Here is a 12,539-nt window from a genome sequence, read left to right as displayed (position 1 = left end):
GGAGAATCCTCCCTGCGGTGACGGATTTCAGATGGAAGCAGCATCCAGCAGCCAGTGCTTCAGTGCCTGGCTGATACCGTCTTCTTCAACGGACGAGGTCACATAATCGGCCACAGCCTTCAGAGACCCGTTGGCATTGCCCATGGCCACTCCGATTCCGGCTTCCCGGATGATGGGGATATCGTTGCCTCCGTCTCCGAAAGCCATGGTTTCTTCACGCTTCAGTCCCTTCCAGGCCATGACAGCCCGAAGCCCCTTCCCCTTGTCGGTATCCCGGGCCGTAATGTCGGCAAAGTCCGGATACCAGCGTCCCGAACAGCATTGGGACAACTGGGGCAGAACGATTTTCTCTTCTTCCTCAGTGATGACCGGTGTCAGCTGGAGCACTTCCTGTCCCTGAAGGAAATCCAGAGAATCCACTTCTTTCAGATCCCGGACATTCAGCATCTGCCGGAAGATAAAGTCGGACTTCTCATTGGCATTGTACATTGCCAGATCCTTCTCGCCCACCACCATGCAGGAGAAATTCATTTCGTCAGCCAGACGAATCAGGGTCTGCACATCCTTGCGGGGAATCGGGCTACAGGAAATGACCTGTCCGTCCATAAAGCAATAGGCTCCGTTGACGGTGATGTATCCGTCGATCAGATGCCGGATATCCCCCAGATTGTTGATGAGCGCAAACGGCCTGCCTGTAGAAATGTATACCTGGATTCCCCGTTCCTTGGCCTGCTCAATGGCACGTACGGCCGAAACCGGTATCTGATGGGTCTGGAAGCTGACCAGTGTCCCGTCAATGTCAAAAAATAATGCTTTTATCATAATTGGAGTTTGTCAATAGAAATTTCAGATTTCATCCAGCGGCTTCAGCCGGTGTTCCTTCATCCGCCTGAACTGGGTAGGCGACAATCCCGTCAGCGACTTGAACTGGGCACTCAGATGGGCTACGCTCGAATAATGCATCCGGTCAGCAATCTCACTGACACTCAGTTCATCATAGAAGAGCAGTTCTTTCACCCGTTCGATCCGCTGCTGAATGGAATATTTTTCAATACTGATCCCCTGAAGCTCGGTGAACAGCTTGCTGAGAAAACTATATTCGCGGTGACACTTGTCCTGCAAATATTCGGACAGGTTCTGCCGGTCCTGCAAATCCGGATCGCGCACATACCCGATCACTCCCAGACGGATCTGTTCCACCATCCGCATCCGCCGGTCGTCGATCACCTCAAAACCGACCGCCTCCAGCTGTTCCCGAATGCGCTGGAACTGTTCAGGAGACAAGGGAGCGGCAAGGGTGATCATACCCAGTTCCACTTTCAGCGGCAAAATGCTTTCTTTCCGGAAAATGTCCGTAACGGTCATTATACACCGGCGGCATACCATATTCTTTATATAAATTGTCGTTTCCATGATCCGTATGCAAAGATAGTAAATGTTTCGCAAGTGAACAGCTTCCCTTCCCGCTTTCTCGTTCCGGTCTCTCCGGATTCAGCCTGTTTCAAGCAGCCGTAAGATGGGCAGACAGCCCTCCGGAAATCCTTGCAGGCAGACCTGTGTAACCCCTTCTGCAATACCGTCTGAATAATTATTTTGCATAAAGATTTGGAAAATATTCAAATCATACTTACCTTTGCACCGTCAAATTACAAGAACCAATGAAAGAAAGAATGATACATATCCCGACTTCCTGTCTGCCGCACAGAATTGCCTGTGGCAGCCACCGGATCGTGCATATCCATTGGTTCAGCGGGTTCCAATGAGGTTTTGCCGCGTCCGGCGGCCTGATACGAGATCAGAAATCAGTTTATCCAACCTCATAATTACGTTTTATATGTTTACCATTATCGGATTTATGTTGACGGGTATCACATTAGGATACCTGTTCAGAAATATTGCCTGGCTGCAAAAGACAGAAAAAAGCATTTCACTGACCATCATCCTCCTGCTGTTCCTTCTGGGAACCTCAGTAGGCTCCAATCAGCTAATCGTCAACAATCTGGCCACCTTCGGAGGACAGGCCGCCATACTGGCTCTTTCGGCTACATGCGGCAGCATCCTGGCTTCCTGGATGGTACTGAGATTCTTTTTCAGGAAAGGAGGTGAACAATGAAAGGCAGTATCATTGTCCTGCTCTTCTTTGCGGCAGGATGTCTGTTGGGAGTAATGGGATGGCTTCCGTTCAATCCGGAAGGCAGTAACCTCACCTTATACATGCTTTATGCGCTGATGCTGCAGGTGGGACTGAGCATCGGTTCCAGCAAGGACCTGAAGTTCATCGTGGGAAGCCTGCGTCCGAAGTACCTGCTGATTCCGCTGGGAACCGTATGTGGCACACTTCTCTTCTCCGCACTGGCCAGCCTGCTGCTCTCACGCTGGAGCATCTTCGACTGCATGGCGGTAGGAAGCGGATTTGCCTACTATTCACTCTCGTCCATCCTGATTACACAGTTCAAGGAACCCTCCATCGGACTGCAACTGGCAACGGAACTGGGTACCATTGCCCTGCTGGCAAACATCTTCCGCGAAATGATGGCACTTCTGGGCACTCCCTTACTTTGCAAATATTTCGGGAAACTGGCACCTATTTCAGCAGCGGGAGTAAACTCCATGGACGTGGTTCTTCCGTTGATCACGCGCTATTCAGGCAAAGACATGATGCCTGTCGCCATTTTCCACGGCATCCTGATCGACATGAGCGTTCCGTTTTTTGTATCTCTGTTCTGCCGGCTGTAGAATTGTCAGCCGGCTGTCTCCGTGTCTTCAAAAATTTTTATACCTTTGGTCCGCTAACCAAAAAAAATCCGACAGTCATGCAATTCAACAATTCACAGTTACGTCGGCAGGACCGGCTATTGGACGAAAAGAAAGCTTTCCAGCTTTTGAAGGAAGGTACATACGGCATCCTCTCCATGCAGGATGAAAATGGAGAAGGAGCTTACGGAATCCCAGTCAATTATGTTTGGGATCACGGAAATTCCATTTATATACACTGTGCCCCCGTGGGACGGAAACTGCGCTGCATGGACGCCTGCAACAAGGTCTCCTTCTGCGTAGTAGGACATACGGAAGTGCGCCCTGATCAGTTTACAACCGCATACGAAAGTGTCGTTCTGCGCTGTTCAGCCTATCGCACCCTGCATGAAGCAGAACGCATGTCAGCTCTTTCCCTGCTGATTGCCAGGTATTGTCCCGGCCATAAGATAGCAGGCATGGGATATGCCGAAAAGAATTTCCTGCGCACAGAAATCGTTCGTCTGGATATCGAAGAGATCAGTGCCAAAACTAACCCGATATTCACTGCCGGTGCCCATGGAACAGAAAGCCGTTGATTATTCTTACCGCAGTATCTGGCTGATGGCCTACCCCATTCTGATCAGTCTGATTATGGAACAGATGATCGGAATCACCGATACCGCCTTTCTGGGAAGGGTCGGTGAAGTGGAACTGGGTGCTTCAGCCATTGCCGGAGTATACTATCTGGCCATTTTCATGATCGGTTTCGGCTTCACGGTCGGTTCGCAGATTCTGATGGCCCGCCGTAACGGAGAAGGCAACTACAAAGCAATCGGAGGCATCTTCTATCAGGGAATTTATTTCCTCCTGCTGATGAGTGCAGTGATCTTTACCGTCTCCCAGGTCTATTCTGAGGAGATACTCGGACTGCTCGTCACTTCCGACAAGATTGCCGGAGCAGCCTCCAGCTATATCCACTGGCGGGTGTACGGCTTTTTCTTCTCTTTCATCGGCGCCATGTTCCGTGCATTCTTCGTAGGAACTACCCAGACCCGTACCCTGACGCTGAACTCCATCGTAATGGTACTGGCCAATGTGATATTCAACTATACCCTGATCTTCGGAAAATTCGGTTTTCCCGCTCTGGGTATTGCCGGAGCAGCCATCGGTTCCTCCCTTGCCGAACTGGTATCTGTAATCTTCTTCGTGATCTATACCTGGCGCCGGATAGATTACCGAAAATACGGGCTCAACCGGATTCCGGCTTTCCGTACCCGTTCGCTTACACAGATCATGAACGTTTCCCTGTGGACCATGGTACAGAATTTCATTTCCCTGTCTACCTGGTTCCTGTTCTTCATCTTCGTGGAACATCTCGGTGAACGCCCTCTGGCCATATCAAACATCATCCGCAGCGTTTCCAGTCTGCCGTTCATGACCATCATGGCTTTTGCATCGACATGCAGTGCCCTGGTCAGCAATGCCATCGGACGGGGTGATACCGCTCAGGTCCGCTCGCTTATCGGCCGTCATATCCGTCTGTGCTCCTGCATCGTATTGCCGGTCATTGCGCTGATTGCCCTGTTTCCCCATCCGGTACTCCGCATCTATACAGACATTCCGGAGCTGGTGGAAGCCAGTGTTCCAACCCTCTGGGTACTGTGTTCCTCATACCTGGTCATGATTCCGGGAAACATCTATTTTCAGTCCGTTTCAGGCACCGGAAATACACAGGCTGCCTTTATCCTTGAACTGGGTGCGCTGGTGATTTATCTGGTCTATATTACCATCGTCATTCAGGGACTGAAAGCAGACGTTGCCTTCTGCTGGACTGCTGAGCATCTGTATGCTTCCTGCATCGGTATCGTCAGCTATCTTTACCTGCGGAAAGGAAGCTGGAAGAACAAGAAAATCTAGAACGGGGAGAAACAAAACACTTCGGCGTGCAACCTGAAATGCTTCGATATTCAGGGTTGCACGCCGAAGTGTTTTTTCAATATATGCAAGACTCAGACCAGCCCTTCCGGCTTATCTCAGTCTCTCGTATGCTTTTACCAGCATTTCGTCCTTGCCGATGGCACGGATAGCCAGCCACGAAAGAATGATCGAAATCAGTGGCAGACATACAGTCCATGACGGAACGAAAGAGGCATCTCCTTTCAGGTTCAGCACGAAAATGACCAGTGTGACATAATAGCCCACCAGCACCAGCATGTTGAACAGAGTCAGACGGATTTGAAGCATGCGCTTCTTGTAGAGGAAGATCGTCACCAGAGCAAGGATGGCAGAAACGGTCTGCAAGGCAAACAAGGCCCACGGAGCATAGTCTGAAACTCCTTCTTCAGACACGAGCGCCAGATTGGTCAGTTCACTCATGTGATAATCCGGCGTAACGAAACTTCCTACCGGCAGTGAGATCATTACTACTGCCAGAATGGCTACAACCAGCAGATAAACGGTCTGAATGCGCTGTATCATAGTTCCGGCTTATTGCAGTCTTTCCTTTTCCTTGGCCGGATTTCTGTAATACACCTTTCCTTCGATGTATTCCTGAGTAGCGATCAGAGTCGGCTTCGGAAGTTTTTCGTAGTAACGGGAAATCTCAATCTGTTCTCTGTTTTCAAAGACTTCTTCCAGGTTGTCGCTGTATGAAGCAAATTCCTGCAGCTTCTTGGAAAGATCGTTCTTCATTTCCACAGCAATCTGGTTGGCACGTTTGCCGATAATTGCTACGGTTTCGTATACATTGCCTGTATCTTCGCACAGTTCCATCATGTCACGGGTAACGGTGTTAGTAGGGGCATTTGTTTTTTTGTAATCCATAACTTATTGTTAATTATACATTTAATGTGATTAATTATTCTTCAGTTGTTGTTGTGTCCTCATCCGGGTTCACATACTTGTTCGCTTCCTTGAAAATGGATTCCACCTCCTTGCGGTACTTGCTTTCGGGGAATTCATTGATGAAGGCATAATATTCGTCGATGGTGTCGCGCATACGGTCTTCCTTCTTTTCCAGCACACTTTCCCTGGCCATGCCATACTTTGCACGCAGGATCAGGATCGAAAGATCTTCACGCATCTTGGTATAAGGATATTCCTTCAGGATGTTCTGGGCAGTGATCACGGCTGCCAGATAGTTGTTACCGGTACTGCTGTACACGGCGTTACCCGTATAAGAGCCCAGATCATAATACAGCTTGGCCGACATATACTCCTTCTCCACGAGCTTGTCCTGCAGTTCGAAGATCATGCTCTGAGCCTGATCCTTCCGTGAACTCATCGGGAAATATTCGATGAACATCTGCAGTTCCTCAATAGCCTTGTAAGTACTGCTCTGGTCCAGACGCGGTTCGGGAGTATCCAGATACAGCGCGCGTCCGCAGTTGAAGCGGGCCAGTTCCGTATAGGTTCCGCGCGGATAGGTTGTATAATAGGTATTGAAATAATGCGAAGCCGTCACGTAGTCACCCTGATTGAAATAGGTCATAGCCTGCATATACAGGGCTTCTTCCCCGTTCATCATACCTTTCAGGATATTGACCAGTTCTTCCAGAAGTGTAGCGGCCTTGGTGTTCTGCCCCTTGGCAAAATACTCTTTTGCTGCTTCGTATTTGTATTCATAATCCGTGCTTTTCAGCACCTTGTTGTACTCTCCGCACGAAGTTAAGACTCCCGCGGAAAGGAGGGCCATTGCTATGTACTTTTTCATGTCAATCAATATAGTTGTGCAAAATTACTCTTTTCCAGTGAATAAATCAATACCCGCGGATATTTTAATATTATTTTCGCTTTCTCCGGGGCAAAAAAGGTCCGCTTCCGTGGCTTTTCCGACAGAAATACGTACCTTTACACTCACTTTTGATCACAATTTCACTGATTATGAACTTTGAACTGAAATCCGACTATCAGCCCACCGGCGACCAGCCGGAGGCTATCGCACAACTGACTGACGGAGTACTGAACGGCCTGCCCGCCCAGACACTGCTGGGAGTGACAGGCTCCGGAAAGACTTTTACCATCGCCAACGTGATCCGCAACGTCAACAAACCGACGCTGATCCTGAGCCACAACAAGACGCTGGCCGCCCAGCTCTACGGGGAGTTCAAGGCGTTCTTCCCCAACAATGCGGTGGAATATTACGTTTCCTACTACGACTATTACCAGCCGGAGGCATACCTGCCTTCCACGGATACATACATTGAAAAGGACCTGGCCATCAACGAAGAAATCGACAAGCTCCGGCTGGCGGCCACCTCTGCCCTGCTTTCAGGCCGGAAGGATGTCATCGTGGTTTCGTCCGTATCGTGCATCTACGGTATGGGAAATCCGGCCGACTTTTATAATAATGTGATCGAAGTCAGACGGGGCAAGCGCATGGACCGCAACGTCCTGCTCCGCCAGCTGGTGGACAGTCTCTACACCCGCAACGATGCCGAACTGAACCGCGGGAATTTCCGGGTCAAGGGAGATACGGTGGATATCTTCCTGGCTTATACGGATCACATCCTGCGCATCATGTTCTGGGATGACGAAATTGACGGCATTGAGGAAGTCGATCCGGACACGGGAGCCCGTATCTCCACCTTCGATGAATACAAGATTTATCCGGCCAATCTTTTCATGACGACCAGGGAAAGCACCCTGAGAGCGATCCATCAGATTGAGGACGATCTGACCCTGCAGGTACAGCATTTTGAGGAGACCGGCAAGTTCTACGAGGCAAAGCGCCTGAAGGAACGGGTCACTTACGATATGGAAATGCTCCGCGAACTGGGACACTGCTCGGGCATCGAGAACTATTCCCGCTACTTCGACGGACGCGAAGCGGGTACAAGGCCCTACTGTCTGCTGGATTTCTTCCCGAAGGATTTCCTGATTGTCATCGACGAGAGTCATGTCAGCGTACCGCAGATCCGGGCCATGTACGGAGGCGACCGGGCCCGCAAGACCAACCTGGTGGAATATGGTTTCCGCCTCCCCGCTGCCATGGACAACCGGCCGCTGACCTTCGACGAGTTCCGGGAAATGGCGCGTCAGGTCATCTATGTCAGTGCCACTCCTGCCGAATATGAATTGCAGGAAAGTGAAGGGGTAGTCGTGGAACAGGTGATCCGCCCCACCGGACTGCTGGATCCGGTCATCGAAGTACGCCCCAGCCTGAACCAGATCGACGACCTGATGGAAGAAATCCAGCAGCGCATCGAGGCTCAGGAAAGGGTGCTCGTCACCACACTGACCAAGCGTATGGCAGAGGAACTGACGGACTATCTGTCACGCCACGGCATCCGCTGTACCTATATCCACAGCGATGTGGAAACCCTGGAGCGGGTGAAGATCATGGAAGAACTGCGTCAGGGTATTTTCGACGTCCTGATCGGTGTCAACCTGCTGCGTGAGGGACTCGATTTGCCGGAAGTGTCCCTCGTAGCCATCCTGGATGCAGACAAGGAAGGATTCCTGCGCTCTCACCGTTCCCTGACACAGACTGCCGGACGTGCTGCCCGGAATGTCAACGGAAAGGTGATCATGTATGCGGACAAGATCACGGACAGCATGCGCCAGACCATCGACGAGACCAACCGCCGGCGGGAGAAGCAGCTGGCCTACAACGAAGCCAACGGAATCACTCCCCGCCAGATCAGGCGCAGTCACACCAACATCCTGCTGGAAAACCAGGAGGCAAAGGCAGGACAGGGAAAGAAGGCAAAGGAATATGCCGATATGCCGGACGGCCTCACGATGGCTGCCGACCCGATTGTGGAATACATGTCGAAGGATCAGCTCAAACGCAGTGTCGACCGCACCCGCAAGCTGATGCAGGAAGCAGCCAGGAAACTGGACTTCATCGAAGCTGCCCAGTACCGCGACGAACTGATCCGGCTCGAAGAGATTCTCAAACAGAAGAACGGATAGCAGACAAGCGAATAGCAAACGGACCGGTCAGAGTTTTTCCAGCATGAAGCAGTCCAGATCCGGTGTCCAGGTCAGACGGCTTCCGATACTCACCGTGTTGTATCCTTTTTGCAGGTCAACGGTCAGTTCCGCACGGCAGACTCCTTTCGAACGGTCCGTTTCCAGCTCCGTCAGGCTTACCCGGGTTCCGTTGACCGTCACTTCCAGTCTCCGGTCATTGATTTCGCGTTCCCGCTTGGCTGCCGGCACATAACAGACGGTCATCCTGTAACGGCCGCCCTCTTCGCTGAACACCTCGTTCCAACGGGCATAATTGTCCCGGTGACCGCCCAGATTGGTGACAAGCATGCCTCCGGAAGCTCCCTCATAAGGCAGATAAGCCACTCCCCGCGGACGCTTGGCCAGGTTGTCAAACTGATGCAGATAAGCCTGTTCTGCTTCGTAGCGCACCGGTTCCAGCCGTTCCTCGCCTTCCACGCGAAGGATTTTGACTCCGTGAGCCGGCACGTCATACTGGAAACTGCCCGTCACCCGTCCTTCGTCTTTCCGCTTCACCAGATCACGCACACGTGTCTTGCCGGCCAGCTCCAGAATCTCCAGAGGCACCCGGAAGGAGCAGACCGAATCCGAGGGATTATACAAGGCCACGGCACGCACCTTGCCCCGTTTCTGTTCGATATCTTTCACCAGCACATAGCCGCCTCCTTCATGCTGCACGATGTATGCCTGCAGCCCCAGCGGATCCTGGTTCAGGGCAATCAGTTCCTCGTTGCGGAGCAGTTTCAGCGACTCCTCCGGAATCCGGGTCAGGTCACATCCGATCAGCAGCGGCGAACTCATGATACACCACATGCCGAAATGCGTCTCTTCCTCTTCCGGTTTCAGGCCGCGTCCGATCTCCAGCATGTCCATATCGTTGTAATGCCCGCCTCCCGCATAAGCCGAGAGATACAGGTTCATATCAATGCAGCGTTTCACGGCTGCCCAGTTCGGAGCGATGTCAGGACTGATTCTCCAGGAACGGGCCAGATTCCGTACCCAGGTCCCCGGATAAGCCCAGCGGCAGATATTCAGGGAGATATTCCGGGGACAGACTTCCCGGATCGCCCGTACGATCTCCGTATAGCGCTCCTGTTCGTCCAGTTCCAGCTGCTGGCCGGCCCCGCAATAGTCTATCTTGATAAAGTCGAATCCCCATTCATTGAAAAACAGGTCTGCATCCTGGCGTTCAAAGCCGTACAGCCCTACCCCGATGCCATGCTTGTCGGCATCCCAGATCGATCCGCAGGTATTGGCCCCGGCCTCCGAATAGATTCCGGCCTGGAGTCCGAGTGAGTGAATATAGGCAGCCACGCCCTTCAGCCCGTTCGGGAAACGTTGCGGATGCGTATGCAGCCGTCCTTTCTCGTCCCGGTAGCCGAAAAATCCGTCGTCAATGTTCACGTAGCGGTATCCGGACTCCTTCAGTCCCAGTTCCACCATGGCATCAGCCTGCTTCCGGATCAGTGCTTCATCAATGTTCACCCGATATGTATTCCAGGAACTCCACCCCATTACAGGCGGTTCTATCCATTCGTTCTGTGCATTCATTCCCCCGACGCCGCCCAGCATCAGCAGGCAGGCAACCCATTTTCTTCCAGTTTTCAGTGTTTTCATATGACAGTCATTTATGTTTCCTGCAAATATAGAATAATTTTGCGGATCTCTCATTGCCACGGGAGAAATGAAAACAAAAATGCCCATGCATTTGCACGGGCCAAAAAACAACACCGCCGGACAGGATTGTCCGGCAGAACTAATCTAAATCACTTCTGTGCAACATCAATGCCTTTATTCCGCAGAGTAACAGCCATCAGACGCACATAGTCAGCATATTGCTTCTCGTTCAGCGTTTGCTTCATCAGTTTCAGGTTTCCGTAAACAGCGTTGCGCACTTTCTCATCGCTGTTCTTCTTCGCACGCAAGGCACGGCTCATCTCGCCCTGGAAATAGTCGCAGATGTTCTCTACTTCTGTGTGTTGGTCAGAAGTCAACTGCAAATAACGGCTCAGCTTCACCTTATTGATGCTGGCGTCCCAACGTGCAGCTGACTTCGTTTCATTTCCCTGAGTTCCTCCCGCAAATACAGATGCGGAAAAAGCCAATGCGGCTACCAATGTTAATCCTGTTCTTTTCATCTTTTACCTTAAAAATTTAATTAATACCTGAATTAAAAACCTTAAAATAAGAATCTTGTTACCTTAAAAACTTTCTTTTACCTTCGCAAAGGTAAGCACCGGAAATCAAACAGAAAAGTAATTAACAGATAAAAACACAGAAATGCGTCATTTATTGACGAACATCAAGAAAACACTTTCAAATAAACAATTTATATTACATTTCTGTAACATTTCGACATATTCGTTAGCAATATTTCCCCTCCCTTTGCCTTCTCCCCTGTCTTAATTTACAGAACGCTGCCAAATAGGAAAAGATTGTACAACATTCGGAAATTATGAAAGAAAAATTGCGGATATTTCCGACTTCTTGCTATATTTGCGGGCAAATACTAATGAAAACTTATGAAAAACGACAATTTGTACTTACACCCCGAGTTGGAGACGCTCTCCCGCTCCCGACTGGAGAAGCTGCAGATGGAAAGACTGCAGCAGACCCTTGCCCGCTGTATGCGCATTCCCTTCTATAAACAACGGTTCGCTGCCTGCGGACTCCGGCCTGAAGATATCCGAACCCTCGACGACGTACGGAAACTCCCGTTTACCACCAAGCAGGATCTGCGCGACAACTATCCCTTCGGACTCTCTGCCGTTCCTTTGGAAGAGGTCGTACGCCTCCATTCTTCCAGCGGTACCACCGGCACTCCCACCGTCATCCTGCACACACAGCACGACCTTGACGAATGGGCCAACGCCGTAGCCCGCTGCCTCTATATGGTCGGACTGCGCAAGGGAGACATCTTCCAGAACTCTTCCGGCTACGGCATGTTCACCGGCGGTCTGGGCTTTCAGTACGGTGCCGAACGCCTGGGCATGCTCACCGTTCCTGCTGCTGCCGGAAACACCAAACGGCAGATCAAGTTCATCACCGATTTCGGCACAACGGCCCTGCATGCCATTCCGAGCTATGCCGGACGCCTGTATGAAGTGATGGAAGAAATGGGCATCGATCCCCGCCGGGACACCCGCCTGCGTACCCTGATCATCGGAGCCGAACCCCATTCCGACGAACAGCGCCGCCGCATCGAGCAGATGCTGGGCGTCAAGGCCTACAACTCCTTCGGAATGTCCGAAATGTGCGGTCCCGGTGTGGCTTTTGAGTGCCCCGAACAGAACGGACTCCACATCTGGGAAGACTATTACATCGTGGAGATCGTCGATCCCCAGACCCTCGAGCCGGTACCCGACGGTGAAGTGGGCGAACTCGTGCTGACAACCATCAACCGCGAAGCCATGCCTCTGCTGCGCTACCGCACCCGCGACCTGACCCGCATCCTTCCCGGAGAATGCCCCTGCGGCCGTCACCACAAACGTCTGGACCGCATGAAGGGACGAAGCGACGATATGATGATCCTCAAGGGAGTCAACATCTTCCCGATCCAGATCGAAAACATCCTCATGCAGTTCCGCGAACTGGGCACCGATTACCTCATCACGCTGACCAACCTCGAAGCCAACGACGAAATGACCGTCGAGGTGGAACTCAACGAGTTTACCGACGACTACGGCTTCCTCCAGCGCCTGACCAAGGAAATCACCCGCCAGCTGAAGGACGAAATCCTCATCACTCCGCGTGTGAAACTCGTGCCCAAAGGCAGCCTGCCCAAGCAGGAAGGCAAGGCAGTCCGCGTAAAAGACCTGCGCAAGACATTGATTTAATGAACTTTCAAA

13 protein-coding genes are annotated in these 12,539 nt (G+C 51.5%); 6 read left to right on the top strand and 7 right to left on the bottom strand.

Annotated features, from left to right (window positions below; all coding sequences use genetic code 11):
- Nucleotides 1-27: 27 nt before the first annotated feature.
- Nucleotides 28-822: a Cof-type HAD-IIB family hydrolase gene (locus tag BACCOPRO_RS03325; protein WP_008140921.1), complete on the bottom strand. Its 795-nt coding sequence runs from the start codon at nucleotides 820-822 to the stop codon at nucleotides 28-30.
- Between the two features lie 24 nt (nucleotides 823-846).
- Entirely contained in the window at nucleotides 847-1,413 is a 567-nt protein-coding gene (locus BACCOPRO_RS03320) for a helix-turn-helix domain-containing protein (RefSeq protein ID WP_246497782.1), read from the bottom strand.
- Between the two features lie 421 nt (nucleotides 1,414-1,834).
- On the opposite strand from BACCOPRO_RS03320, the gene BACCOPRO_RS03315 reads away from it, so the two are divergent.
- From BACCOPRO_RS03315 to BACCOPRO_RS03300, 4 genes are all read left to right on the top strand, one after another.
- Nucleotides 1,835-2,113, top strand: coding sequence for a LysO family transporter (locus BACCOPRO_RS03315; RefSeq protein WP_008140915.1), 279 nt, complete (start codon nucleotides 1,835-1,837; stop codon nucleotides 2,111-2,113).
- Nucleotides 2,110-2,736 carry a LysO family transporter gene (locus tag BACCOPRO_RS03310; protein WP_008140912.1) on the top strand — a complete coding sequence of 209 codons (627 nt, stop codon included), beginning with the start codon at nucleotides 2,110-2,112 and terminating at the stop codon, nucleotides 2,734-2,736. The genes BACCOPRO_RS03315 and BACCOPRO_RS03310 overlap by 4 nt, the downstream gene beginning before the upstream one ends.
- A gap of 77 nt (nucleotides 2,737-2,813) precedes the next feature.
- Complete coding sequence (locus BACCOPRO_RS03305; RefSeq protein ID WP_008140910.1) at nucleotides 2,814-3,332, top strand: pyridoxamine 5'-phosphate oxidase family protein; 519 nt, start codon at nucleotides 2,814-2,816, stop codon at nucleotides 3,330-3,332.
- Nucleotides 3,313-4,653 (top strand): MATE family efflux transporter, encoded by a 1,341-nt coding sequence (locus tag BACCOPRO_RS03300; protein ID WP_008140909.1) that lies wholly within the window; start codon nucleotides 3,313-3,315, stop codon nucleotides 4,651-4,653. Before BACCOPRO_RS03305 ends, BACCOPRO_RS03300 begins: the two co-directional genes overlap by 20 nt.
- A gap of 111 nt (nucleotides 4,654-4,764) precedes the next feature.
- Here the strand turns inward: BACCOPRO_RS03300 and BACCOPRO_RS03295 are convergent, their stop codons facing one another.
- From BACCOPRO_RS03295 to BACCOPRO_RS03285, 3 genes are read right to left on the bottom strand one after another with little or no spacing between them, the layout of a single operon-like run.
- Nucleotides 4,765-5,214: a DUF4293 domain-containing protein gene (locus tag BACCOPRO_RS03295; RefSeq protein ID WP_008140907.1), complete on the bottom strand. Its 450-nt coding sequence runs from the start codon at nucleotides 5,212-5,214 to the stop codon at nucleotides 4,765-4,767.
- Nucleotides 5,215-5,223: 9 nt separating this feature from the next.
- A complete protein-coding gene (locus BACCOPRO_RS03290; protein ID WP_008140905.1) occupies nucleotides 5,224-5,559 on the bottom strand; it encodes a DNA-directed RNA polymerase subunit omega in 336 nt (111 codons plus the stop codon).
- A 34-nt stretch (nucleotides 5,560-5,593) separates the two neighbouring features.
- Nucleotides 5,594-6,448, bottom strand: a complete 855-nt coding sequence (locus tag BACCOPRO_RS03285) for an outer membrane protein assembly factor BamD (protein WP_008140904.1) — start codon at nucleotides 6,446-6,448, stop codon at nucleotides 5,594-5,596.
- Between the two features lie 170 nt (nucleotides 6,449-6,618).
- Here BACCOPRO_RS03285 and uvrB point away from each other — a divergent pair, with 170 nt between their 5' ends.
- Complete coding sequence (gene uvrB / locus BACCOPRO_RS03280; RefSeq protein ID WP_008140902.1) at nucleotides 6,619-8,652, top strand: excinuclease ABC subunit UvrB; 2,034 nt, start codon at nucleotides 6,619-6,621, stop codon at nucleotides 8,650-8,652.
- A 27-nt stretch (nucleotides 8,653-8,679) separates the two neighbouring features.
- Here the strand turns inward: uvrB and BACCOPRO_RS03275 are convergent, their stop codons facing one another.
- Together BACCOPRO_RS03275 and BACCOPRO_RS03270 are read right to left on the bottom strand one after the other, a co-directional pair.
- Nucleotides 8,680-10,308 carry an alpha-galactosidase D gene (locus BACCOPRO_RS03275; RefSeq protein ID WP_040311136.1) on the bottom strand — a complete coding sequence of 543 codons (1,629 nt, stop codon included), beginning with the start codon at nucleotides 10,306-10,308 and terminating at the stop codon, nucleotides 8,680-8,682.
- A gap of 149 nt (nucleotides 10,309-10,457) precedes the next feature.
- Nucleotides 10,458-10,829, bottom strand: coding sequence for a hypothetical protein (locus tag BACCOPRO_RS03270; protein WP_008140900.1), 372 nt, complete (start codon nucleotides 10,827-10,829; stop codon nucleotides 10,458-10,460).
- A 399-nt stretch (nucleotides 10,830-11,228) separates the two neighbouring features.
- Here BACCOPRO_RS03270 and BACCOPRO_RS03265 point away from each other — a divergent pair, with 399 nt between their 5' ends.
- Complete coding sequence (locus tag BACCOPRO_RS03265; protein ID WP_185109691.1) at nucleotides 11,229-12,527, top strand: phenylacetate--CoA ligase family protein; 1,299 nt, start codon at nucleotides 11,229-11,231, stop codon at nucleotides 12,525-12,527.
- Nucleotides 12,528-12,539: the final 12 nt, after the last annotated feature.

This window comes from Phocaeicola coprophilus DSM 18228 = JCM 13818 (genome assembly GCF_000157915.1).
Taxonomy (GTDB): Bacteria; Bacteroidota; Bacteroidia; order Bacteroidales; family Bacteroidaceae; genus Phocaeicola; species Phocaeicola coprophilus.
The sequence above is the reverse complement of the archived record's forward strand: the minus strand, read 5'-3'. Positions and strand labels throughout refer to the sequence as shown.